At 68.1% G+C, this 23,669-nt stretch carries 20 protein-coding genes and 1 riboswitch; of the genes, 10 read left to right on the top strand and 10 right to left on the bottom strand.

Annotated features, from left to right (window positions below):
* Positions 1–25: 25 nt before the first annotated feature.
* The 3 genes from cydB to hisC form a co-directional block, all read right to left on the bottom strand.
* Positions 26–1,030 carry a cytochrome d ubiquinol oxidase subunit II gene (cydB, locus tag PV734_RS11635; RefSeq protein ID WP_319096626.1) on the bottom strand — a complete coding sequence of 335 codons (1,005 nt, stop codon included), beginning with the start codon at positions 1,028–1,030 and terminating at the stop codon, positions 26–28.
* A 21-nt stretch (positions 1,031–1,051) separates the two neighbouring features.
* Positions 1,052–2,560 (bottom strand): cytochrome ubiquinol oxidase subunit I, encoded by a 1,509-nt coding sequence (locus PV734_RS11630; RefSeq protein ID WP_319096627.1) that lies wholly within the window; start codon positions 2,558–2,560, stop codon positions 1,052–1,054.
* Between the two features lie 307 nt (positions 2,561–2,867).
* On the bottom strand, positions 2,868–3,947 hold the full coding sequence (gene hisC, locus PV734_RS11625; RefSeq protein ID WP_319096628.1) for a histidinol-phosphate transaminase: 1,080 nt from the start codon (positions 3,945–3,947) through the stop codon (positions 2,868–2,870).
* 482 nt (positions 3,948–4,429) lie between these two features.
* Between hisC and PV734_RS11620 the strand changes: the two genes are divergently transcribed.
* The 4 genes from PV734_RS11620 (at position 4,430) to PV734_RS11605 (ending at position 9,685) form a co-directional block, all read left to right on the top strand.
* Entirely contained in the window at positions 4,430–5,542 is a 1,113-nt protein-coding gene (locus PV734_RS11620) for a LacI family DNA-binding transcriptional regulator (protein WP_319096629.1), read from the top strand.
* A 578-nt stretch (positions 5,543–6,120) separates the two neighbouring features.
* The gene (locus tag PV734_RS11615) at positions 6,121–7,239 is read left to right on the top strand and encodes a metallophosphoesterase (RefSeq protein ID WP_319289403.1); all 1,119 of its coding nucleotides are present in this window, start codon (positions 6,121–6,123) and stop codon (positions 7,237–7,239) included.
* Between the two features lie 205 nt (positions 7,240–7,444).
* Complete coding sequence (locus PV734_RS11610; protein ID WP_319289402.1) at positions 7,445–8,320, top strand: hypothetical protein; 876 nt, start codon at positions 7,445–7,447, stop codon at positions 8,318–8,320.
* A gap of 303 nt (positions 8,321–8,623) precedes the next feature.
* Positions 8,624–9,685, top strand: a complete 1,062-nt coding sequence (locus PV734_RS11605) for a serine hydrolase domain-containing protein (protein ID WP_319289401.1) — start codon at positions 8,624–8,626, stop codon at positions 9,683–9,685.
* A gap of 133 nt (positions 9,686–9,818) precedes the next feature.
* Here the strand turns inward: PV734_RS11605 and PV734_RS11600 are convergent, their stop codons facing one another.
* Both PV734_RS11600 and thiC read right to left on the bottom strand, forming a co-directional pair.
* Positions 9,819–11,225 carry a VWA domain-containing protein gene (locus tag PV734_RS11600; RefSeq protein WP_319096632.1) on the bottom strand — a complete coding sequence of 469 codons (1,407 nt, stop codon included), beginning with the start codon at positions 11,223–11,225 and terminating at the stop codon, positions 9,819–9,821.
* A gap of 96 nt (positions 11,226–11,321) precedes the next feature.
* Entirely contained in the window at positions 11,322–13,142 is a 1,821-nt protein-coding gene (thiC, locus tag PV734_RS11595; protein ID WP_319096633.1) for a phosphomethylpyrimidine synthase ThiC, read from the bottom strand.
* Positions 13,135–13,321: riboswitch (TPP riboswitch) on the bottom strand. Its footprint overlaps the gene before it by 8 nt.
* Positions 13,322–13,737: 416 nt before the next feature.
* Here thiC and PV734_RS11590 point away from each other — a divergent pair.
* A complete protein-coding gene (locus PV734_RS11590) occupies positions 13,738–15,333 on the top strand; it encodes a YibE/F family protein (protein WP_319096661.1) in 1,596 nt (531 codons plus the stop codon).
* Positions 15,334–15,471: 138 nt separating this feature from the next.
* Here PV734_RS11590 and PV734_RS11585 read toward each other — a convergent pair whose 3' ends face one another.
* The 4 genes from PV734_RS11585 to PV734_RS11570 all read right to left on the bottom strand — a co-directional run bounded on the left by PV734_RS11585 (position 15,472) and on the right by PV734_RS11570 (position 17,873).
* A complete protein-coding gene (locus tag PV734_RS11585; protein ID WP_319096634.1) occupies positions 15,472–15,909 on the bottom strand; it encodes an SsgA family sporulation/cell division regulator in 438 nt (145 codons plus the stop codon).
* Positions 15,910–16,009: 100 nt separating this feature from the next.
* Positions 16,010–16,798 carry an IclR family transcriptional regulator gene (locus PV734_RS11580; RefSeq protein WP_319096635.1) on the bottom strand — a complete coding sequence of 263 codons (789 nt, stop codon included), beginning with the start codon at positions 16,796–16,798 and terminating at the stop codon, positions 16,010–16,012.
* 372 nt (positions 16,799–17,170) lie between these two features.
* Positions 17,171–17,383 (bottom strand): DUF5326 family protein, encoded by a 213-nt coding sequence (locus PV734_RS11575; protein WP_006373816.1) that lies wholly within the window; start codon positions 17,381–17,383, stop codon positions 17,171–17,173.
* Positions 17,384–17,555: 172 nt separating this feature from the next.
* Complete coding sequence (locus PV734_RS11570; RefSeq protein ID WP_164408297.1) at positions 17,556–17,873, bottom strand: cupin domain-containing protein; 318 nt, start codon at positions 17,871–17,873, stop codon at positions 17,556–17,558.
* 48 nt (positions 17,874–17,921) lie between these two features.
* On the opposite strand from PV734_RS11570, the gene PV734_RS11565 reads away from it, so the two are divergent.
* From PV734_RS11565 to PV734_RS11545, 5 genes are all read left to right on the top strand, one after another.
* Positions 17,922–18,299: a phage holin family protein gene (locus PV734_RS11565; protein WP_319096636.1), complete on the top strand. Its 378-nt coding sequence runs from the start codon at positions 17,922–17,924 to the stop codon at positions 18,297–18,299.
* 9 nt (positions 18,300–18,308) lie between these two features.
* On the top strand, positions 18,309–18,800 hold the full coding sequence (locus PV734_RS11560) for a low molecular weight protein-tyrosine-phosphatase (RefSeq protein ID WP_319096637.1): 492 nt from the start codon (positions 18,309–18,311) through the stop codon (positions 18,798–18,800).
* Positions 18,797–19,966: a cystathionine gamma-lyase gene (locus tag PV734_RS11555; RefSeq protein ID WP_319289400.1), complete on the top strand. Its 1,170-nt coding sequence runs from the start codon at positions 18,797–18,799 to the stop codon at positions 19,964–19,966. The genes PV734_RS11560 and PV734_RS11555 overlap by 4 nt, the downstream gene beginning before the upstream one ends.
* Positions 19,967–20,191: 225 nt before the next feature.
* Entirely contained in the window at positions 20,192–21,097 is a 906-nt protein-coding gene (locus tag PV734_RS11550) for a LysR family transcriptional regulator (RefSeq protein WP_319096639.1), read from the top strand.
* Positions 21,098–21,251: 154 nt separating this feature from the next.
* Positions 21,252–21,734, top strand: coding sequence for an NUDIX hydrolase (locus PV734_RS11545; protein ID WP_319096640.1), 483 nt, complete (start codon positions 21,252–21,254; stop codon positions 21,732–21,734).
* Positions 21,735–21,749: 15 nt separating this feature from the next.
* On the opposite strand, the gene PV734_RS11540 is transcribed toward PV734_RS11545, so the two are convergent.
* Entirely contained in the window at positions 21,750–23,444 is a 1,695-nt protein-coding gene (locus PV734_RS11540) for a globin domain-containing protein (RefSeq protein ID WP_319289399.1), read from the bottom strand.
* Between the last annotated feature and the right edge of the window lie 225 nt (positions 23,445–23,669).

The raw sequence follows: 23,669 nt of genomic DNA, 5'->3' as shown, positions 1-23,669 counted from the left end.
AACCGCTCCCGCGGACAGAGACGACTCAGTGCGCGGCGTCGGCGAGGTGCTGCGTGCCGATCCGCTTGCGGAACACCCAGTACGTCCAGCCCTGGTAGAGCAGGACCATGGGGGTGGCGATCCCCGCACACCACGTCATGATCTTCAGCGTGTACGGGCTCGACGATGCGTTGGTGACCGTGAGGTTCCAGTCCGCGTTGAGCGAGGACGGCATGACGTTCGGGAAGAGCGTCAGGAACAGCATCGCGACGGCGGCCACGATGGTGACCCCGGAGAACGCGAACGCCCAACCCTCACGCCCCTTCCAAGCCGCCCCGAGTGCGGCGACGAGCGCGAGCACAGCCACGGTCGCCGCAGCCAGGGAGCCCCCGTCACCCTTGTCGGCCTGGGTCCAGGCCAGGAACGCGAGCGCGACGACAGCGGTCACGAGTCCGACGCGGACGGCCAGTTTCCGCGCCCGTTCCCGGATGTCCCCGACGGTCTTGAGACCGACGAACACCGTGCCGTGGAAGGTGAACAGCGACAGGGTGACCAGGCCGCCGAGAAGCGCGTACGGGTTGAGCAGGTCGGCGAGACTGCCGACGTACTCGAAGTCCGCGTCGATCTTCACCCCGCGCACGATGTTGGCGAAGGCCACGCCCCAGAGGAACGCCGGGAGGAGCGAGGTCCAGAAGATCGCGGTCTCCCAGTTGCGCTGCCAGTTCTCCTCGGGCCGCTTGACGCGGTACTCGAAGGCGACGCCCCGCACGATCAGGCAGACCAGGATGAGCAACAGCGGCAGATAGAAGCCGGAGAAGAGGGTGGCGTACCACTCGGGGAAGGCGGCGAAGGTCGCGCCACCCGCCGAGAGCAGCCACACCTCGTTGCCGTCCCAGACGGGTCCGATGGTGTTGATGAGGACCCGCTTCTCGGCCCGGTCACGGGCGAGCAGCTTGGTCAGGACGCCGACCCCGAAGTCGAAACCCTCCAGGAAGAAGTAGCCGGTCCACAGGACGGCGATGAGGACGAACCAGACGTCGTGAAGTTCCATGGCGATTCCAGCTCCCTGGGCCTAGTAGGAGAAGGCCATCGGCTTGTCGGCGTCCCGGGGGTCGCCACCGATCTTCGTGGGCGGGTTGAGGTCGGCCTCGGTCAGTTCGGGCGGGCCGGCCTTGACGTATTTCACGAGGAGCTTGACCTCGATGACGGCGAGAATCGCGTAGAGCGAGGTGAAGACGATCATCGAGGTGAGGATCTCCCACTGCGAGACGCCGGGGGAGACCGCGTCCCGGGTCTGGAAGATGCCGTACACGACCCACGGCTGGCGGCCCATCTCGGTGAAGATCCAGCCCCAGGAACTGGCGATCAGCGGGAAGCCCAGGGTGAGGATCGCGATGCGCCAGTACCACTTGGTGAGCGTGGGGCCGAGTGCCCTGCCGGGCAGCAGCGACAAGTGGGGCACCTCGCCGTCGCCGACGCGCAGATGCTGCGGCAGCATGAACTTCTTGCGGGTCAGCCAGAGTCCGAGCAGCCCGATCGCGAAGGACGTCATACCGAAGCCGATCATCCAGCGGAAGCCCCAGTAGGCGACCGGGATGTTGGGCCGGTAGTCGCCGGGCCCGAACTTCTCCTGCTCGGCCTTGTTGACGTCGTTGATGCCCGGGACGTACGAGGAGAAGTCGTCGTTGGCGAGGAAGGACAGCAGGCCGGGGATCTCGATGGCGACCTTGTTGTGGCCGGCCTCGACATCGCCGTAGGCGAAGACGGAGAAGGGGGCGGGCGCCTCGCCGTCCCAGAGGGCTTCGGCGGCGGCCATCTTCATCGGCTGCTGCTTGAACATGACCTTGCCGAGGAAGTCACCACTGACCGCGGTGAGCAGACCGCCGATGACGACGGTGACCAGACCGAGCCGCAGCGAGGTCTTCATCACCTCGATGTGCTTCCCGCGCGTCAGATGGAAGGCGGCGATGCCGACCATGAAGGCGCCACCCGTGAGGAAGGCGGCGGAAAGGGTGTGGAAGACCTGGGTCAGCGCGGTGTTCTGGGTGAGGACCAGCCAGAAGTCGGTGAGTTCGGCGCGCCCCTTCTGCTCGTTGATCCGGTAGCCGACGGGGTGCTGCATCCAGGAGTTGGCCGCAAGGATGAAGTACGCCGACAGGATCGTGCCGATCGAGACCATCCAGATACAGGCCAGGTGGATCCTCTTCGGCAGCTTGTCCCAGCCGAAGATCCACAGCCCGATGAAGGTGGACTCGAAGAAGAAGGCGATCAGCGCTTCGAAGGCGAGCGGGGCGCCGAAGACATCGCCGACGAAGCGCGAGTAGTCGGACCAGTTCATGCCGAACTGGAACTCCTGCACGATGCCGGTGACGACACCCATGGCGATGTTGATCAGGAAGAGCTTGCCCCAGAACTTGGTGGCCCTGAGGTACTTCTCCTTCTCCGTGCGGACCCAGGCGGTCTGCAGGCCGGCGGTGAGCGCGGCGAGGGAGATCGTCAGCGGGACGAACAGGAAGTGGTAGACGGTGGTGATGCCGAACTGCCATCGGGCCAGAGTCTCCGGCGCCAGAGCGATGTTCACATCTCCTCCTTACGGGCTTACGAGCCGTGATCATTGCGGCGGTCCGCCCTCGTCGCCAAACCGCACGAGAAGGACAAACGGAACGCGCTTGTGAACGCGTTCACATTCACAAGCAATTATGGCGCATGCCCGTTCGAGGCGGGAGACGCGGGGTCCCCCATGAGCCTCCAACCGCCCCGGAGGGCGCGATTCAGGGCCTCCGGGACAGCAAAACGGCACGTCACCCGCCGTGAGTGACGTGCCGCACATGTCAGCGGACAGGGCTCCGAAGCAGCCCTCGGAATCCCTGGCCCTGAAGCCGGGCGCCCTAGAACTCCTTGTGGAACATCTCCGCCGCCTTCAGGAAGACGTCGTTCGCCTCGGCCTCGCCGATCGTCACGCGGACCCCTTCGCCCGGGAACGGCCGCACGACCACACCGGCCCGCTCGCACACCGCCGCGAAGTCCACGGTGCGCTCCCCCAGCCGCAGCCACACGAAGTTGGCCTGCGTCTCGGGCACCGTCCAGCCCTGGCCGCGCAGACCGTCGACCACCCGTGTGCGCTCGGCCACCAGTGACCCGACACGCCCGAACAGCGCGTCCTCGGCCCGCAGCGAGGCCACCGCCGCGTCCTGGGCGAGCTGGCTCACCCCGAACGGCACCGCCGTCTTGCGCAGCGCCGCCGCCACCGGCTCGTGGGCGATCGCGAACCCGATCCGGAGCCCGGCGAGACCGTACGCCTTGGAAAAGGTCCGCAGCACACACACGTTCGGCCGGTCACGGTAGAGCTGGACCCCGTCCGGCACCTCGATGTCGCGCACGAACTCCTTGTACGCCTCGTCGAGCACCACCAGCACGTCACTGGGCACCCGGTCCAGGAACCGCTCCAGTTCAGCCCGTCGTACAACCGTGCCGGTCGGGTTGTTGGGGTTGCACACGAAGATCAACCGGGTCCGGTCGGTGATCGCCTCCGCCATCGCGTCGAGGTCGTGCACGTCCCCGGGCGTCAACGGGACCTTGACCGACGTGGCGCCGCTGATCTGCGTGATGATCGGATAGGCCTCGAAGGACCGCCAGGCGTAGATCACCTCGTCCCCGGGCCCGCTGGTGGACTGGATCAGCTGCTGCGCGACACCGACCGAGCCGGTGCCGGTGGCCACGTGGGAGACCGGAACGGCGAAACGTTCGGCCAGCTCGCTCATGAGCTCCGTACAGGCCATGTCCGGGTAGCGGTTGAAGGACCCGGCCGCGGCCGTCACGCTCTCCAGCACACCGGGCAGCGGCGGGTACGGGTTCTCGTTCGAGGACAGCTTGTAGGCCACCGGACCGTCGGTCGCGGCCGGCCTGCCCGGCTTGTAGGTGGGGATACCCTCCAGCTCGGCGCGCAGCTTGGGGCTCGTCTCGCTCACCGCAGTCCTCCTCGTGACCACCACCGGCTCAGCACGGCCACCCGCTGCCGGTTACCGGGTACCAATGCTTCTCACCTTATGAGGATTCGGCGTCCCTGCGTACGGGTCGGCCATGATCCGGAAGCTTCCGACGCACCGCGTGCCCCCTCCTCAGCTGCTCCGCCTGTCCCACCCGCCCCATGGGCATCGGGTGTATCAACGTACAAAGTTGTACGAATCAGGGGGCGCATCACACTTCTCTGCACGCGCCGGTGGCTCACGCCGTGGCGCGCATCCCTCGAAGAGGTGAGTTGAGACCTCTTCGAAACATCGGTCACTTGGCAGGCCTATGCGCGCCGACAAGTCCGATAGGGCAGTAATATTGCCCAACTGACTTTCTTTCTAAGGTAGTTACTCACTTTGGACCATGCAGAAACGTGCCTGTCAACGGCTGCATATGCGTCCGCACTACCCCACCGCATGAGCCCTACTATCGGCTCGCCATGACAGCAGCAGGGAAGCACCAGGTGAGCCGCGCGGAGACAACCCGACGAGGCAGTCGGCCGGGCCGGGCAGGCATCAGAGACGTGGCCGCAGCCGCCGGCGTCTCGATCACGACCGTCTCAGACGCCCTCAACGGAAAGGGCCGGCTCCCGGACGCCACCCGCCGCCATGTCCGTGAGGTCGCGGACCGGCTGGGCTACCGCCCGTCGGCCGCGGCCCGGACCCTCCGTACCGGCAAGTCCGGTCTGATCGGTCTGACCGTGACGACGTACGGGGATGAACCTTTCACCTTCACCGAGTTCGCGTACTTCGCGGAGATGGCGAGGGCCGCCACATCGGCCGCGCTGGCCCGGGGCTACGCCCTGGTCATCCTCCCCGCGACCTCACGCCATGACGTGTGGTCGAACGTGGCCCTGGACGGCACGGTCGTCATCGACCCGTCCGACCAGGACCCGGTGGTCACCGAACTCGTCCGGCAGGGACTGCCCGTCGTCTCCGACGGCCGCCCGGCCGGCTCGCTCCCGGTCACCGCGTGGGTCGACAACGACCACGAGGCGGCGGTCCTGGGCATCCTCGACCACCTGGCCGCCGCCGGCGCCCGCCGCATCGGGCTGCTGACCGGGACCTCCACCGACACCTACACCCACCTCTCGACCACGGCGTACCTGCGCTGGTGCGAGCGGGTCGGCCAGGACCCGGTCTACGAGGCCTACCCGGCCCACGACCCGTGTGCGGGCGCCCTGGCCGCCGACCGGCTGCTGGCCCGCCCGGACCGCCCGGACGCCGTCTACGGCCTCTTCGACCCGAACGGCACCGACCTGCTGGCCGCGGCCCGCCGCTACTGCCTGCGCGTCCCGGACGACCTCCTGCTGGTCTGCTGCAGCGAGTCCACGGTGTACGCCACCACAGAGCCGCCGATCACCACGCTCTCCCTGAAGCCGCGCCGCATCGGCACGGCGGTGGTCCAGCTCCTGATCGACGCCATCGAGAACGTCGATTCGGACCTGCCGGTCGAGCAGGTGATACCGACCGAACTGATCGTGCGGACGTCCTCGCAGCGCCGTCCGCCGCGCACGACGGTCAGTCCGCCGCGGTCACCGGAGGAAGGGTGACCAAGGGGCGGTGGTGAGGGGCGGGGCAGCGGGCCTGTGCGGGGCGGGCGACCGGGGAGCGGGGCCGTACGAGGGGTCGGCCCCGTCGAGCCTGTCGTCGATTTCCCGCCGTCCGCCCCGAGCGCGGGCCTGGCGGCGTCAGGTGCGTGCCCTCGGCGGGGCGGGCGCGGGTCCTCGTACTGGTTTGTACGTGGGCCTGCGCCCGGTGCGGCGGTGGGGGCCCTCCCGTCCGAGCGAAGCCTTCGAACGAAGCCGAGAACGAGGGAGCGTGCCCGTTCGGGAACGCGGGACACCGGCGCGGGGACAGTTCACCGACTCCGGTGTCATGATCGTACGAAGCGTTCGGTGTCCAAGGTTCGAAGCAAGGTGCGAAGCAGGGAGTCAGGGGCGGACCCGTACGGGAAAGCCCTTCCGAATCGGGGCGAAAGCCGCGGTGAACTGGGCTCTTTCGCTGATTCACCACCCCTGGGTCATCACATGGCGCGATCCGCATTCCTATGATGGGCCCACGACACCGCGGGCCGCTGCGACCAGGCAGTCCGATGCGGTGCAGATGCGGCGCGATGGTGGAGGGGTCGATGACTCAGGGGGCCGGTCAGGGACCCGAGGTGACGCGGACGGCGACGTTGCGCGACTTCCGGGTGCCCGCGTACGTCCATGAGGCCGGTCCGCACGCCGACGGCACGGTCCCCGGGGACGTCACCGTCGGTGCGGCCGACACCGACGTCCAGGAGCCCGGAGAGAGCGCGCAGACCCTTTCCGACCTGGAGGAACACCCCGACGGCTACACACCGACCCAACGCGACCTGCCCGTGATCAACCGCGGTGACACGCTTCAGGTGACCGTCGATCCCGCGGCCCTGGCCGCCGAAGGGCCGGGACCTCTGTTCGTCGTCGGGGACGTCCACGGATACATCGACGAGCTGATCGGCGCCCTCCAGGAACAGGGTCTGATCGACAGCGCGGGCAACTGGTCCGCGGGCACCGCCCGGCTCTGGTTCCTCGGCGACTTCACCGACCGCGGTCCGGACGGCATCGGCGTCATCGACCTGGTCATGCGCCTGTCCGCCGAGGCGGCCGCGGCCGGCGGCTACTGCAAGGCCCTCATGGGCAACCACGAGCTGCTGCTGCTGGGCGCCAAGCGGTTCGGTGACACCCCCGTCAACTCCGGCGCGGGCACGGCCACCTTCCAGGCGGCCTGGTTGCTGAACGGCGGCCAGAAGACCGACATGGACCGGCTTCAGGACCACCACCTCCAGTGGATGGCCCGCCTCGACGCGATCGAGGAGGTCGACGGGCACTTGCTCGTGCACTCCGACACCACCGCCTACCTCGACTACGGCGACTCGATCGAGGCCGTCAACGACACCGTCCGCGAGACGATCACTCGCAACGACGCGGACGAGGTGTGGGATCTGTTCCGCAAGTTCACCAAGCGCTTCTCCTTCCGCGACGAGGGCGGTGTGGAGGCCGTACGCTCCCTCCTCGACACGTACGGCGGAGCCCGCATCGTGCACGGCCACAGCCCCATCCCCTATCTGGTGGGCGATGTGGGCACCGAGGACGACGGTGAGGACAACTCCGGTCCGAACATCGAACATCCGCACGTCTACGCCGAGGGACTCGCCATCGCGATGGACGGCGGCGTGACCATGGCCGGAAAACTGCTGGTCCAGGAGCTTCCGCTGGATCTCTGACGGTTATTCGGGCGTTCTCGGGGCAGTCGTCCCGCGACTACGAACCGCAGTGGACGGGGGACAGTCACACGGTAATTTCTTCAAACCCCCTGTCATGGCGCGCCGTCACCGCTCTACCATCGGCTTATCCGTAGCAGGCTCCCCTCCGTTTCTGCCCGACGGCTCGTCAGCATGCCGAGCCCCAAGCCCTACGGAGCATCGGGGGATGCACATGAACAGCGTTCCGCAGCACCTGCTGAACGAGGACCGCCAGGAATACGAGCGGATCCTCGATGAGGCGCTGCGCTCCGCCCCGGACCGCCAGGAACTGGCCGCCGTCGGTCAGCGTCTGAACCCCGAACAACTGCGCACGATGGCGCTCAACGCCACGGCGCTCATCACGGTCGCCGCGGCGACCGAGTACCAGCACTACGTGAAGGTCCGCGACGAACTGCGCCACCCGGCGCCGTCCACCCCGTCCTCCGTCCACGAATCCGGCTCGAACGGGCCGGGTACGGGCGCGGTGGGGTTCGTCGCCGGCATGGGTGAGGCGGTCGCCGAGCCCGCCGGAGCGGGCGCTGTCGCCGTCGTAGCGGTCCTGGCTCCCGTCCTCGCCGGCACGGCGGCGGCGATCTTCCTGCTGGTGGGTTACATCCTCAAGATGCTCGATCCCGAGCCGGCGTTCGCCCAGACCATGCTCACCACCGGATGGGTGTTCGGCGCGGTGACCGCGGCAGCGATACTCGTCGCCGCGGTCGGCCTCCTCCTCACCGCCCTGCGCAACAGCCCGGAGGCGGAGGAGGACGGGGCATACGGCGAACTGACCGGGGAGGTCGCACTGGCCAGGGACGCCTGGCGCGAGGCCCTGCTGGAGCGAGGCATCCTGCCTTTCCTCCGCGACGCCCTCGCCGACCCCGGTACGGCGGCCATGAACCGCAAACCGGCCCCGCAACCCACCATCAGCCGCATGCCCCAGCTCGGCTACAACCGACCCGGCTTCAGCAGCCCCGAGGGCGACTCGGCGACGGGCCACCGCCCCAGCTTCTCCAGCCCGGACTTCTCCAGCCCGGACTTCGGGGGCCCGGAGCACCCGCCGGAGTGACCGGCCGGTCCGGACGCGGGACGCGCGACTCAGGTACTCAGGTGGAGCGGGCGGCTGTCGGAGCCGCCTGACCACCTGGGCCTCCGTCCGCCGGGTGATGAGAGCCAACGGTCTCGGGGTCCGGTCCGGGTATTCGTGGGGGACATCCCGGATGGCAACCACCGGTCGACGTCGGCAGCATTACAGACCATGACTTCTCTCTCCCGACGTTCCCTCATGGGTGGTTGTGCAGCCGGTGCCACGCTGGCTGTCATCGGAAGCGCCGGTGCACGCGCGTCGGCCGGGACCACGACTTCCGGCCGAGTGGCCGACGGGGTCCGCCTTGCGACTTCGGACACCAGTGCCCTACAAGCTGCGATCAGCGATCTGTCCCACCCGCCGGCCACCTCCGCGCAACTGCAGGTCGGAGGCCAGGGAACACACTGGTACGGCACAGCAGGAGTGTCAGACCTCCTGAGCGGCCGTGCCCCGTACAGGGACGAACGGTTCCGAGCAGGCAGCGTCACCAAGGCGTTCGTGGCGACTGTCGTACTGCAGCTGTGGGCGCGGCACCGGGTGGATCTCGATGCTCCGATCGGCAGGTACCTTCCGGATCTTCTTCCCTCCTCGTCCGCACGCATCACCGTGACGCAGTTGCTGAACCACACGAGCGGGCTGCCCGACCATCTAGGACTGCCGGACGTGAGTACCCCGGCAGCCGTCCTGCAGCACCGGGGCGACCGATGGACCCCCCAGGAACTGGTGCGGACCGTGACCCACAGCCCGCCCAAGTTCCCTCCGGGCACCAAGCAGGAGTACCGCGGCATCAACTACGTGCTGCTCGCCCTGCTCATCGAGGAGCTCACCGGCCGGCACTACGGCGAGGCGATCAGGTCCCGCATCCTGCGTCCTCTGGGCCTGACACGGACACTGTTGCCCGGTGACGACCCACACCTGCACAGCCCGCATGTTCACGGCTACCTGCGTATGACCGACGAGTCGCTCCAGGACGTCACGACGTACGAGCAGTCGAGCTCCTGGGGCGAGGGAGAACTGGTCTCGTCCGTCGACGACCTCTTCCGCTTCCAGGAAGCCCTGTTCTCCGGCGTGTTACTGCCGCCTGAGGCCATGAGCCACCTCTTCGCTCTACCACCGGAGTCCGTTCACATGATGGATGGCAGTCCGGCCCGCTACAGCATGGGACTGCAGACGGCCACGGTGAACGGCGTGACGTTCTGGGGCAAGACCGGTGACACGTACGGGTACCGCACCCGTATGTTCGCCACCCGTGATCTACGGCTCCGCTTCGTGTTGTCGTACACCCCGACGCCTCTGGCGGCGAGCGAGGACATGATCAACCGGGTCGTCACCCTGCTCACCACCTGAGCGTCCTTAGCTGTTGACGGACTCCTTCGACTTCTGGAGCGTGCCTTCGGCAACCTCCTCGGCCGTCGCACCGGCAGCCGCTGTACCACCGAACCGCTCGTGACGCTTCGGCTGATCCTCGTCGGGAACAACCTCAGCCCTGAGACGGACCGGCAGAACCGGACCGAATGATGCCGGCCTGGCGAGCGGCAGCGATCCAGGTCGGGAACTCGGACAGGAGCCGGTCGTACAGTTCCTGGTCGGGGACTGTGCTGATGTCGTCCACAGCAAAGAATCCGACGTTGTCGACGCGACGGCCGGACAGGGTGTCGAAGCGTTCCAGCACTCCGTAGTTGGACCGTCCCAGCCCCACGAACTGCCAGAAGATCGGTTCCTCGACAGCCTCCCGCAGCTCTCGCTCGATCACGGCGTTGCGGTAGACGCCCCCATCGGAGAAGAACAGCACCAGGGTGCCGACAGCAGCAGGGTTTTCCCTGACATAGCCACGAACTTGGGCGATCGCCTTCTGCTCTTCGTTCTGGATGCCGACCGTCCGCATGTCGACCTGACCGGGTTCCAGTCCTTTGCCGGGCTTCTTACCGCGTCGGAAGAGGCTGATCTGTCCCACCCGAACGTGCAGTCGCAGCCATTCGGGTAGGTCGGCGAGTCGCAGATCCGGGAGACGCGCTGCATTCGAGGCGAACGTCCATGCCTGCATGTCACCGTCATCGTCCAGCTGTGCGGCGACCGCTGCCATGCGCTCCACCACATCGGCGACGACGCCCTTGGAGTAGAGGAAGGACATGGATCCGGAGGCGTCCAGGACCAGGATCACGCGCGCGGTGACCCCGGCTGCGCCAAGCTTTCTGAGACTGACCGCGACCTGTTCCTTGCGCAGAGACAGACGCTTGCGCATATCGACGGGCAACTGTTCTTCGCCGTCACCTAGGCGCGGGCCGACAGGTTGCCGGGCCGGGACGGGCGATGCGGAAACCGGAGTCGTCGGGAACGCGGACGCATCCGGGGACGCGTCATCAACGGTGATACCGAAGTCGGTGGCCAGCCCAGCGAGCCCTGAGGCATAGCCCTGACCAACCGCGCGGAACTTCCACTGCCCCGCCCTCAGATACAGCTCGCCACCGATGAACGCGGTTTCCGTCCCGGCCTCCATGGGAAACCGTGCGATCTCGGTCCCGCTCCCCGCATCAAGAAGCCTCAAGGTCAGCCCAGGCACCTGCCCGAACGTTCCACCATCGGCAGAAGCGCACAGCGCGACTCTCTCGACAACGGGGTCAAGCAGGTGCAGGTGCACCTCGACCGTGTCGGTCAGGACACCACCGGCACGCTTCTTCCCCAGGTGGGTGACAGCGCTCGACGCATGCTGCGGCTGGTTGTAGAAGACGAAGTCACCGTCGTCGCGAACTCGTCCGGTACCAGTGAGCAGCAAGGCCGAGGCGTCAACATCGGGTACGCCAGACTCCTGGCGCCAACCGAACTCGACGCGTACAGCGGCAGAATCGACGGGAAGGTTCGCGCCCTTGCTCAGTACTCTCGCTGTCATGTGGGCAGTCTGCCCGCCGAGCCGGCGGGAGGGCAGCCCCGCCGCGGTCCCGAAGGGTGCGATGCCCCGAAGCGCCGGGGCATCGCACCTCGCTTCTCAGTCCGCGAGCGGCAGGTACACCCGGTTGCCGCTGGCAGCGAACTCCTTCGACTTCTGGAGCATCCCCTCAGCGACCTCCTCGGCCGTCGCGCCCGCGGCCGCCGTACCGCCGAACCGCTCTGTGATGCTTTGGCTGATCTTCATCGAGCAGAATTTCGGCCCGCACATGGAGCAGAAGTGGGCCGTCTTGGCCGGCTCGGCCGGCAGGGTCTCGTCGTGGAACTCACGTGCCGTGTCCGGGTCGAGGGCCAGGTTGAACTGGTCCTCCCACCGGAACTCGAAACGGGCGTCGGAGAGTGCGTCGTCCCATTCCTGCGCGCCTGGGTGCCCCTTGGCGAGGTCGGCCGCGTGGGCGGCGATCTTGTAAGTGATGACGCCGGTTTTCACGTCGTCACGGTTCGGCAGACCCAAGTGCTCCTTGGGTGTGACGTAGCAGAGCATGGCCGTGCCCCACCAGGCGATCATCGCGGCACCGATGCCGGAAGTGATGTGGTCGTACGCCGGCGCGACGTCCGTCGTCAGCGGACCGAGCGTATAGAACGGAGCTTCATCACAGATCTCCTGCTGTAGGTCGATGTTCTCCTTGATCTTGTGCATCGGAACATGTCCCGGGCCTTCGATCATCGTCTGCACATGGAAACGCTTCGCGATCGTGTTGAGTTCCCCGAGCGTCCGCAACTCCGCGAACTGTGCCTGGTCGTTGGCGTCCGAGATCGACCCGGGGCGCAGGCCGTCGCCGAGCGAGTACGTGACGTCGTACGCGGCGAGGATCTCGCACAGTTCTTCGAAGTTCTCGTACAGGAACGACTCCTTGTGGTGCGCCAGGCACCAGGCCGCCATGATCGATCCACCGCGCGAGACGATGCCGGTCTTGCGGTTCGCGGTGAGCGGTACGTACGCCAGGCGGACGCCCGCGTGCACCGTCATGTAGTCCACGCCCTGCTCGGCCTGTTCGACGACCGTGTCCTTGTAGATCTCCCAGGTCAGTTCCTCGGCCCTGCCGTCCACCTTCTCCAACGCCTGATACAGCGGCACCGTGCCGATGGGAACGGGGGAGTTGCGCAGCACCCATTCGCGGGTGGTGTGGATATTGCGGCCGGTGGACAGGTCCATGACCGTGTCGGCGCCCCAGCGGGTCGCCCAGGTCATCTTCTCGACCTCTTCCTCGATGGAGGAAGTGACCGCCGAGTTGCCGATGTTGGCGTTGACCTTCACCAGGAACCGCTTGCCGATGATCATCGGCTCGATCTCCGGGTGGTTGACGTTCGCGGGCAGTACCGCACGTCCGGCGGCGATCTCCTCGCGGACCACCTCGGGATCGAGGTTCTCCCGGAGCGCCACGAACTCCATCTCGGGCGTGACCTCGCCGCGGCGGGCGTACGCGAGTTGCGTCACCGCCTGGCCGTTCCGGCTCCGGCGTGGCTGCCGGGGCCTTCCCGGGAACACTGCGTCGAGGTTCCGGAGGCCGCCGCGCGGCGAGGTGTGCTTGATCCCGTCGTCCTCGGGGCGGACGGGGCGGCCCGCGTACTCCTCGGTGTCGCCGCGGGCGATGATCCAGTTGTCGCGCAGCGGTGCCAGCCCCCTGCGGACATCCGTGTCGACCTGCGGATCGGTGTACGGGCCCGACGTGTCGTACAGAGTGACCGACTTCCCGTTGGTGAGGTGCACCTGACGGACCGGCACCCGCAGGTCGGGGCGCGAGCCACCGACATACCCCTTGTGCCAGCCGACGGACTTCCCGGCCTCCTGGGACTGTTCGCCCTGAATGGGCTGATCGTCCTGGTCGGAGGCAGGCGTGCGTGTGTCCTTGATGGTCATGAGACCTACTCCCTACGCCGGCATTACCCGGTAACAGGTTCAGCGGTCGACGCAGCGGATTCCGTCTGCCGATGTTTCATGTGAAACATCACTCGTTCCACATGTTCCACGTGAAACATCGCTAAAACGGAGGTCAGCGCCCTCTCAGCCCGGTGCTCCGAGCTCCCGCGTGTGCAAAGGTGCCTCCACGCTAGCGTCAATTTGGGCGAGGTGAACAGAGGGCCCCTGCCGTTCTTGCGATGATCGGGCGGTGACCACGACGCAAGGACCCCCGTACCCGCCCTCCGAGCCGGCGCGCGGAAGCGGTGCCGGCCACGGCTCCGGGCCCGGCAGCGGCAACGGCGGCCCCGGCCAGGAGCGCGGGCCGCTGTCCGGCAACGGCCCCGGCGGCCTCGGTGGCGTGTCGGGACCCGCAGCAGGAACAGGCGGAGCGGCCGGAGGGGATCAGAGTCCCGGGTACGGTCCCGGTCGCAGGATCGATCGCGGCTACAGGCCCGGAGCGGGGCCGGCCCGAGGCAGCCGTCCTGGACCGGGTGCCCCGGACCACGGGTTCGGCGCCGAGGGGCCCGGCACCGGCCAGTTCGGCCCGCTTCCCGTGTCCGGTGGCAGACGAGGTCCCGGCCCCGGAGCAGGTGACGGGCGCGAGCACGGTCACGGAGCCGGCCCGGGACAGGACACCGGCCACGGGCATCAAGGGCACGGGAACGGACCCGGCGACGGGCACGGTGGCGGGCCTGGCCGAGGTTCTGGCGGTGGGCACGGCCCCGGACCCGGTGGCGGGGGACATGGGGACGGGCCGGGTGACGTCCACGGTCCCGATGACAACGGCGGTCACTCGCACGGCCACAGTCACAGCCATGGGCCGGCCGCCCCTGTCTCCGTCCACCTGCGGAAGATCATCGGGGCGATTCTGATCCCCTTCGCCGCGGCGGTCGTGGTCGGGCTCGTGGTGCTGTGGCCCGGGGGCGCCCCGGCGCACGAGCGCACGGGCGTCGGTTTCGACCGGCAGACCCAGGAAGCCACCGTCACCAAGGTCGTCTCAGTGGACTGCAAGTCCGTCAACGCCTCGGGGGAGACCCCGACCGGTGACACGTCCACCGCCGAGGGCTCCTCGGCACAGCAACAGGCGACCGGCGACTGCAAGAAGGCGACGATCCGGGTCGACACCGGTGACGACAAAGGCCGTACGTTCACGGAGATCGTGCAGCCGGACCAGTCACGGCAGTTGCACCAGGACGAGAAGGTCGTGGTCGCGTACGAGCCCTCGGCGCCGAAGGACCTGCAGTACTCGGTCGCCGATGTGAACCGCAGGTTCCCCATGGCACTGCTGGCCGGCATCTTCGCGCTCGCCGTCGTGATCGTCGGACGCCTGCGCGGTGTGATGGCTCTGGTAGCCCTGGCCGTCAGCTTCATGGTCCTGACCTTCTTCATCCTTCCGGCGGTCCTCCAGGGCTCGAATCCGCTGCTCGTGGCGGTGATCGGCGCCAGCGCCATCATGCTGATCGCGCTCTACATGTGTCACGGCCTCTCGGCCCGTACGTCTGTGGCGGTGCTCGGCACCCTCATCTCGCTGGTGCTGATCGGCGTCCTCGGCTCCCTGTTCATCGGCTGGGCCGCGCTGACCGGCAACACTGACGACAACACGGGCCTGATCCATGGCCTGTATCCGTCCATCGACATGAGCGGCCTGCTGCTCGCGGGCGTCATCATCGGTTCGCTCGGTGTCCTCGACGATGTGACGGTGACGCAGACATCGGCGGTCTGGGAACTCCACGAGGCAAACCCGACGATGGGATGGCGCGGGCTGTACCGCGCCGGCATCCGTATCGGCCGCGACCACATCGCGTCCGTCGTCAACACCCTCGTCCTCGCCTACGCGGGCGCCGCGCTGCCGCTGCTGCTGCTCTTCTCGATCGCGCAGAGCAGCGTCGGGGCCGTCGCCAACAGCGAACTCGTCGCGGAGGAGATCGTGCGGACCCTGGTGGGCTCGATCGGCCTGGTGGCGTCCGTGCCGGTGACCACGCTCCTGGCCGCCCTGATGGTCTCGGCCGACCGCCCGGGCATGGCACCGCTGACCGCGGGAGCGCCGGCTGGGGCCGGACCTGGTACGGGGGCCACCGCAGTCGGAGCGGGGGCGGCGCCCCAGGCGGTCGCGGCCCGCGCGGGGAAGGGCCGTCGCCGCAAGCACTGACGGACGCCGAGCCCCCTTTGGGGGCTGCGTCCGCGCCGAACGCCGAAGGACGGCTGCGCCCGAAGAGACGCCACCGGCAAGCTTCTCCTCGCGTCAGGAGAAGCGTTACGGCACCGCCGGGGCCCGTCGTGAACCCGCTCAGCCCGCGCTCTGCTCCTCCGCCAGAATGCGGTCCAGCGCCTCGTCGAGGTGGGTGTCGAAGTCGGCGAGGGAACGCTCCTGCCCCAGTGGCACGAGCTTGTCCGTGCGGTCGAGGAAGGCCACCAGCGGCGCCGCCCCGGAGCGGAACAGCGCCTGGTCGCCGCCGACCTGAAGCCGGATCAGCACCTCCCCGAGGACGTCGGTGTCGGCGGGCGCGATCCGCACATCTCCGTCCCCGCACGGCCGCCCCACGCCGTCGATCAGCAGTTCGCGCCCGAAGGCCCAGGTCACAGGGGCGTCGCCAGGCAAATGGAACGTCAGCCGGACGGCATAGGGATCACAGGTCTCGTAGCGCAGCTCCACCGGAATGCGGAAGGAGAGCTCCTCCGAGACAAGAAAGCTCATCATGACTTCTGCCTGCACCGACTCGCGCATCGCCTAACCCCGTCAGTTGCCGTGGACTGGCCTGTAATCATCGCTCTGATACTGCTCGAATCTTGCTGAAAGTACACGATGAATCACAAGGAGTGAGTTTTCAGATACTGATAGAGATCGCGAAGGACCCGACGAGTCTTCCGACCTCTGTCTGCAACTGCTGCGCCGCTTCTAGCAGTCGACCCGCCTGATGGGAAGGAAGAGAAATGGCCAAAGTGGCGGCGGTCGCCCCGATGGTGATCGGAATCGCCGCACAGACAGTCCCCAGTGCGTACTCCTGCCGCTCCACGACGAGTTCCATCCGCCGCATCCGGTCGAGGCGGCGCAGCAGCGTGTGGCTGTCGGGCACCGTGTAGGGGGTGACCGCCTGTACGGGGTGGCGGTCGAGATGGTCCCGGCGGTCCTGCTCGTCCAACTGCGAGAGCAGGCACTGTCCGACGGCGTGCGCGTGCCCGGTCTCACGGAAGTCGGCCCACTCCTCGACCGCCGGGTTGGCGGAGGTGTCGGAGACGCACATGACCTCGATGTCGCCGTCGCGGTACACGGCGTAGTACACCGGTACGCCGATGGTGTCGCGCCAGTGCGCGAGGGCGTCCACGACTGCGCTGCGACGTTTCTGCCTCGCACCGCTGCTGCCGAGCCGCTCGGCCGACTCTCCGAGGAAGAACAGCCCTTTGTCTCGCCGCAGATAGCCCTCGAACACGAGGGTCCGCAGCAGGTGGTATGCGGTCGGAAGGGCGAGGCCGGTCTCGCGGGCCAGTTGCTTGGCCGGAGCGCCGTGTTCGTGCGCGGCGACGGACTCCAGCAGTCGCATCGCCCGCTGCACGGAACCGATGAGGGTCGCTGTGGAGTGCGGTTCGGCAGGCGGCACGAGCGCGGGGCCGGACATCGGGCCGAGCGCTGGTCCTGGGGTCGACAGGGGTCTCTCGGACGGCCGGACGCGCGCTCCCGGGGAAGGTGGGGTCCGCTGCTCGGGCCGGCGTTGTACGGGTGGAGCCTGTGGTTCCGCGGGTGCGGTGTCGACCATGACGAGGGTCACTCTCGAAGGCGGTGGGCTGCCCGTACGGAAAGGCACGGGAGGAGGGGATACGCCGTCCGCGGGGATCGTTCCCGCGTCGAATTCCGGACTCTAACCGCCTGTCACCGCGCGCAGACCGCCCGTACGGGAAACTTCCCCCGCCCGAGGGACCCGGCGATTTCTGTTACCGGCGCCCGCGCCGCCCCGCGCACTGCCTCCCGTGTCCCCTCCGCCCCACGGCTCTCACCAGTCGCTGCGTGACGACGAGCTCGACATGAACTTCCGTACGACGTAGATGAGTCCGCCGACCAGGGCGACGAAGACCAGCGCCTTGAAGAGCAGGCCGATGACGAAGCCGACGACGGTCGCTATCAGCCCGCCGAACACGACGAGGGCGATGACCGGCACCGCGACCCACTTCACCCACCACGGCATTCCCGCGAAGATCTCTCGCATCGCCCTTTTCCTTACTTCTCAGCCCGTCGCATCCGCCGGGGCCTGGGGCCTTCGCTCGTGCCGGGACATTCGATGTTCCGCCCTCGATGCTAGGGCCGGCAGGGGGCCCGGCGGGGGCCCCGCAGCCCTTGTCCTCCCCTGATCCGTCCCCTAGGGAACCCTGAGGCGGCAGTCAGCTCTCGGGCGGAGAGAAGACCACCATGACCCGCAGATCCTCGCTGATGTGGTGGAACTTGTGAGCCACCCCGGCCGGCACGTAGACGACGCTGCCGCGCGCCACCTGGGTGGTCTCCATGCCGACCGTGATCGCGGCGCGCCCGCTCACCACGAAGTAGACCTCGTCCTGGCGATGGGGCTGCTGTGGATCCTGCTCGCCCGCGTCCAGCGCGTACAGGCCGACCGACATGTTCCGTTCGCGCAGAAACTGCAGGTAGGCACCGTCGTTGGCGGCACGTTCCGCCTCCAGTTCATCCAACCGGAATGCCTTCATCGCCCTCGCCCACGCTCGTAACCGATCTCTTCTGCCACGATCAGACACATGAAGAATTTCGTAGTCAAGACGATCGCCAACGCGGGCGCCCTCGGCGTGGCCGTATGGGTACTGGACAAGATCACCCTGACCGGTGACAGCACGGGCAAGAAGGTCGGCACGCTGATCGTCGTCGCTCTCCTGTTCGGCCTGGTGAACTTCCTGGTCAAGCCGCTCGTGAAGGTGCTCACCTTCCCGCTGTTCATCCTCACGCTCGGCCTGATCACCCTGGTGGTCAATGCCCTGATGCTGCTGCTCACCTCGTGGCTGGCCGACAAGTTCGACCTGAGCTTCCACGTCGAGGGCTTCTGGACCGCTGTCCTGGGCGGCCTGATCATCTCGATCGTCTCCTGGGCGCTGCACATCGTCCTTCCCGACGAGGACTGAGGGCGCCCGATGCCCTACCGCGTCTGTTTCGTCTGCACCGGCAACATCTGCCGCTCCCCGATGGCGGAGTCCGTCTTCCGCGCGCGCGTGGAGGAGGCCGGGCTGGCCGGCCTGGTCGAGGTCGACAGCGCGGGCACGGGCGGCTGGCACCAGGGAGACGGCGCCGACGGGCGCACGGTCTCCGTGCTGGAGGCTGCCGGTTACGACGGGGATCACGCGGCCCGCCAGTTCCGGGCCGCGTGGTTCGCCCGTCTCGATCTCGTCATCGCCCTCGACACCGGCCATCTGAAGGCCCTGCGCCGCATGGCGCCCACTCCGCGGGACGCGGAGAAGGTACGGCTGCTGCGTTCGTACGATCCCGCCGCGGGCCCTGATCTCGATGTCCCGGACCCGTACTACGGGGGTATGGACGGCTTCGAGGAGTGCCTTGAGATGGTGGAGGCGGCGAGCGTGGGTCTGCTCGTCGCGATACAGGCGGAAGTGGAGGGACAGGCGGGATGAGTGATTCGGCTACGAACGAGGGTTCGGGCATGCACGCGGACCCGGAGCTCGGTGACGGGACGCGCGCGGTGCGGGCGGGCCTGCCCGACCCGGTCAAGTACGCCCCGGCCCTTCCCGGCCCGGTGTTCGCGGCCCACTACCACCTACCGGGTGTCCCTACCGGCCCGTACACCTACGGCCGCGACGAGAACCCGACCTGGACGCTGCTGGAGCGCGCCATCGGTGACTTGGAGGCGCCCGGGCAGGACGGCGTCGAGACGCTGGTCTTCGCCTCCGGCATGGCCGCCGTCTCGTCGGTGCTCTTCTCCCAGCTGCGAACCGGGGACACTGTCGTCCTGCCCGGCGACGGCTACCAGGCGCTGCCGCTGGTCCACGCCCAACTGGAGGCGTACGGCATAGAGGTACGCACAGCTCCGACCGGCGGCGACGCCCAACTCGACGTTCTCGACGGCGCGCGGCTGCTGTGGCTGGAGACCCCGTCGAACCCTGGACTCGACGTCTGCGACGTACGACGGCTCGCCGAGGCGGCACACGCGCGTGGCTGTCTCGTGGCTGTCGACAACACCCTGGCGACACCGCTCGGCCAGCGCCCGCTCGAGCTTGGCGCCGACTTCTCCGTGGCCAGCGGCACCAAGCAGCTCACCGGGCACGGTGACGTGCTGCTCGGTTACGTCACGGGGGCGGATGCCTCCGCGATGGCCGCTGTACGACGGTGGCGCAAGATCGTTGGGGCGATTCCCGGGCCGATGGAGGCCTGGCTCGCGCACCGCTCGATCGCCACGCTCCCCCTGCGGGTCAACCGGCAGGACGCCACCGCTCTGGCTCTCGCGGAATCCCTGAGGGGGCGACCCGAGGTGACCGGGCTGCGTTATCCGGGGCTGCCGGAGGATCCCGCGTACACGATCGCTTCGCGACAGATGCGGCGCTATGGGTGTGTGGTTTCCTTCGTGCTGCCCACGCGTGCGCGTGCCGATCGTTTTCTCGACGCACTGCGGCTTGTCGACGACGCCACGAGTTTCGGCGGGGTCCGGTCCACGGCCGAACGGCGCGGCCGGTGGGGCGGGGACGCCGTGCCGGAGGGCTTCATCCGTTTCTCGGTCGGTGCCGAGGACCCGGAAGACCTGGTGGCGGATGTGCTGCGCGCGCTGGCGGAGTCGACGGGCTGACCGGCGGCGGAGCGACCGAAAGGTACTCCACTGCGTCCGACGGTGGTCCGAGCCTCCCCCCTCGCGGCTCGGACCACCGCGGTTCTGTGCGCGAAGAACCGCGCACACAAGGCTAGTTGACTCTGTGTCAGTGTCCAATCACTCTGACGACAGGGTCCTATCGACTTATTTATAGTTGGGCACGGCCGGGGGCAGGAAAGAGGTGGAGAGGGGAGGGAGTGCATCGTGGACCTGGCCTTGCTGCGCACCTTCGTGACAGTGCATCGAGCCGGCTCCTTCACTCGTGCCGCCGCTCTGCTCGGCCTCTCGCAACCTGCCGTCACCTCGCAGATCCGCACCTTGGAGCGGCAACTGGGCCGTCCCTTGTTCCTCCGCCAGGCACGTGGCGTGACCCCCACAACCATCGGCGACGAGCTCGCGCACAAGGCCGCGCCGCATCTCGACGCGCTCGTGGAGATCACCGAGACCGGGCTGGACGAGGACTCCTCCGTCCGCACACTGCATCTCGCCGGGCCGCCGGAGTTCACCGCGGAACGCGCGCTCCCCGCTCTCACGGAGCTGACCGGAGACGACGGCCAGGGCTTCGCTCTGCGAGTCTCCTTCGGCAATGCCGAGGAAACCCTGGAAGGGCTGTCCGCGGGGCACCATGATCTGGCCATCGCCACGGCCCGTCCGCGCGGCTCCCTGCTCGCAGCGACCGCGCTCTGCGACGAGGAGCACGTCCTGGTCTCCGCTCCGCAGTGGGCTGCCGAGGTCGGACCCGGGAAGCTGCGTCGCAAAGGAGCATCCGCCCTCCAGGACGTTCCCCTGGTGGAGGTCCACGAGTCACTGCCATTCGTCGCCCGCTACTGGGCCTCCGTCTTCGGCTCCCACCCCACTGCGTCCGGCACCGTCATCGTCCCCGATCTGCGCGCGGTCCTTGCCTGCACCGCGGCGGGCGCGGGGCTCGCGGTACTGCCCCGGTACCTGTGCGCGCCCGCCCTGGAACGCGGCGAGGTGGTCACTCTGTTCGATCCGGCGGTGCCTCCGCTGCGGACGTACTTCCTGGTTGTCCGGACCGGCACGCTGGCGATGCCGCACATCACGCGGGCGCACGACTGGCTCCAGCACGCGGCGACGGACTGGGGCTGAGACTCCGCACTCCTCGGGATTCCCCTGCGGGCCTCGATGATGTTTCACGTGAAACACGCATTTCGCTCTGCGGTGCAGCATCTTTCCCCCACCAGGAGCGGTTGGTGGGAAGCCGAAATGTTTCACGTGGAACCAGCTGGGCCACATTTCTCCCATGACCGTCCGACCCGTGGTCAAGCGCACCGCACGCGCCATCCTGCTCGATGGCGACGACCTGATCCTGATCAAGCGGACCAAGCCAGGTGTCGATCCCTACTGGCTCACTCCGGGCGGCGGGGTCGAAGCGGACGACACCACCGTCATCGAAGCCCTCCACCGTGAAGTCCACGAAGAGCTGGGGGCCAAGATCACTGACGTGGTGCCCTGCTTCGTGGACACCGTCGAGCACATCGGTGCGGACGGCGGCGCCACGGGTGTGAAGGTGCAGCACTTCTTCGTGTGCCGACTGGAAGACATGAACCCCTCACTGCGGCACGGCCCCGAAATCGACGAGCCCTGCGGCGAGTACGAGATCGTCCGTATCCCCTTCACCCGGGTCGGTATCGCCTCCGTCCATCTCGTGCCACTCTCGCTGCGCCACTATCTGGACGGCAACATCGAGGGCGTACGGGCGATGCACGCACCTGACCTGGGGTGACGGTACGGGGACTCGTCAGTTCCCGGTGACCACGAGTTCCTCCACCGCGTCATGATGGATCCGCTCCACGGGGATGCCGGCGCGCCGCAGCGCGACCACACCATTGCGGATCATCCCGGGCGGGCCCGACAGATAGGCGTCGTGCTCGTACCAGGGTCCGTACTCCCGTACGGCGTCAGGCAGCTGCAGATGCGTCTGCTGGTCGATGACCGCCCGTACCGCGAGCCAGGAGTGAATCTGCTGAAGCCGCAGCATGGAGTCGATGTCGTACAGGTCGAGATCGGTACGGGCGCCGTAGAACACCTCGACCCGCCGCCGGTCACCGTGCTCGGCGACATCCTCGACGAGTGCCTTGATGGGTGCGATGCCGGTGCCGCCGCCCAGACAGAGCAGGCCGCTGTTGGTGGTGTGGTCGACGGTCATCGTTCCTGCTGCCGGGCCGAGCCGGACGATGTCGCCGGGTCGGGCACGGTGCACCAGCGCGTTGGAGACCCAGCCCGCGGGCACCGCCTTCACGTGAAAGGACAGCAGTCCGTCGGAACGGGGCGCCGAGGCAAAGGAGTAGTGCCGCCAGATGCGCGGCCACCACGGCGTCTCCAGGCTCGTGTACTGGCCGGCGAGGAACGGATACGGCTGGTCGGGCCTGATGGTGATGACGGCGATCTCCGGCGTCCTGAGGTCGTGGGAGACCACCTCCCCGTACCACCAGGCCGGAGCGCGCAGTTCGTCGACAGCCGCCGCGTCGATCATCACCTGCGACATCGTCGTGTAGGCCCGCACCCACGCCGCCTCGGTCTCCTGGTCCCAGATCGCGGCCGCGTACCGGCTCAGGGAGCCGATGAGGCACTCCCCGACAGCCGGGTAGTGCTCGGGCCGGGTGCCGTACTTGCGGTGGCCACGGCCGAGGTTCTTCAGATACGCGACGAGGATCTCGGTGTTGTCGATGTGCTTGGCGGCGGTGAGCAGGGCCTTGAGGAGCCGGTCCCGCTGGGTGTCCATCGCGGCCGGGAAAAGTGATCGCAGTTCGGGATGACGGACGAAGAGGAGCGCGTAGAAGTACGAGGTGGCCTTGTCGGCGACAGGGCCGACCACGTCCATGGTCCGCCGGATGAGCACCGCGTCCGGGGACGCCTGCTCGCGAGGCTCGGCGGACACCGCGGGCCCTTGCACCGGCGCGTACGGATCGGAGGACGGCGCGGGGGGTGTACGGGAGGACTCGGAGGGGGTGTATCCGAGGGCCGGCACCGGGCGGAGGGGCGCTGCGGGATGAGCGGAATCGGGTGCGTCGGCGGACGTGCCGGAAACCTTCGGCTCGGGTGCGAAGGGCGGGAGTACCGGAGCCCCTCCGCCCGACGGGGCGGGCGTGAAGGGTGCGGGAAGAGGTGACGCGGGTGCGAGGGGCAGGGGAGGCAAAGGCGCGGGAGCCGGAGGTGTCGTCGGGCGCTGAGGGGTCGGCGGCCCAGGTATTCGCTCCTGTTCCGGCGGGAACTCGGCCTCAGCCGGACGGGCGTTGTGGTCCGACGACATGCTCCTGCCGGCGCCTGCAGAGGGCCTGCCCACGGGACGCAGTGCGGCCAGCCGACTGCCTTCCAGTGCATCCTGTTCGCCGCCCGGGGGCGCCTCCGGCTGCGTGTGCGGCTTGAACCAGCCGCCCCCGGCGCTGCCGCCGGAAGTGCCGTTGTCGGCCGACGTGGTGGTCGGAGCGTCCATGTTCTGCCTCGCCTCGAACATCTTTCGGTCGGTCTGCGCACTTCCTCGGTCGGAATGTGCTCGCGTTCCCCCGCTGACGGCTTGCTTTCCCCGTTCGCCCCCTGTCCAATGCGGTCGCATTCAACCCGGACTCGCCACTCCACGCGGACATGCAGGGCCAGGGCCTGGCATCGGCCGCGGTGCTCTTCGCGCAGCGTCCCACCGTGGACGACCACCGTCACCGTC

Source organism: Streptomyces sp. AK08-02 (assembly GCF_033795085.1).
GTDB classification, from domain to species: Bacteria; Actinomycetota; Actinomycetes; order Streptomycetales; family Streptomycetaceae; genus Streptomyces; species Streptomyces echiniscabiei.
This window is presented reverse-complemented; position numbering and strand designations above follow the sequence as displayed.

Coding starts and splice junctions, on each gene's coding strand:
- PV734_RS11575 (WP_006373816.1), bottom strand. CDS start 17,383: ATGCGAGAGATCTTCGCGGGAATGCCGTGGTGGGTGAAGTGGGTCGCG.
- PV734_RS11560 (WP_319096637.1), top strand. CDS start 18,309: ATGCCCTACCGCGTCTGTTTCGTCTGCACCGGCAACATCTGCCGCTCC.
- PV734_RS11580 (WP_319096635.1), bottom strand. CDS start 16,798: ATGTCCGGCCCCGCGCTCGTGCCGCCTGCCGAACCGCACTCCACAGCG.
- PV734_RS11540 (WP_319289399.1), bottom strand. CDS start 23,444: ATGGACGCTCCGACCACCACGTCGGCCGACAACGGCACTTCCGGCGGC.
- PV734_RS11545 (WP_319096640.1), top strand. CDS start 21,252: ATGACCGTCCGACCCGTGGTCAAGCGCACCGCACGCGCCATCCTGCTC.
- PV734_RS11570 (WP_164408297.1), bottom strand. CDS start 17,873: ATGAAGGCATTCCGGTTGGATGAACTGGAGGCGGAACGTGCCGCCAAC.
- PV734_RS11620 (WP_319096629.1), top strand. CDS start 4,430: ATGACAGCAGCAGGGAAGCACCAGGTGAGCCGCGCGGAGACAACCCGA.
- PV734_RS11585 (WP_319096634.1), bottom strand. CDS start 15,909: ATGCGCGAGTCGGTGCAGGCAGAAGTCATGATGAGCTTTCTTGTCTCG.
- PV734_RS11600 (WP_319096632.1), bottom strand. CDS start 11,225: ATGACAGCGAGAGTACTGAGCAAGGGCGCGAACCTTCCCGTCGATTCT.
- PV734_RS11565 (WP_319096636.1), top strand. CDS start 17,922: ATGAAGAATTTCGTAGTCAAGACGATCGCCAACGCGGGCGCCCTCGGC.
- cydB (WP_319096626.1), bottom strand. CDS start 1,030: ATGGAACTTCACGACGTCTGGTTCGTCCTCATCGCCGTCCTGTGGACC.
- PV734_RS11610 (WP_319289402.1), top strand. CDS start 7,445: ATGCACATGAACAGCGTTCCGCAGCACCTGCTGAACGAGGACCGCCAG.
- PV734_RS11615 (WP_319289403.1), top strand. CDS start 6,121: ATGACTCAGGGGGCCGGTCAGGGACCCGAGGTGACGCGGACGGCGACG.
- thiC (WP_319096633.1), bottom strand. CDS start 13,142: ATGACCATCAAGGACACACGCACGCCTGCCTCCGACCAGGACGATCAG.
- PV734_RS11555 (WP_319289400.1), top strand. CDS start 18,797: ATGAGTGATTCGGCTACGAACGAGGGTTCGGGCATGCACGCGGACCCG.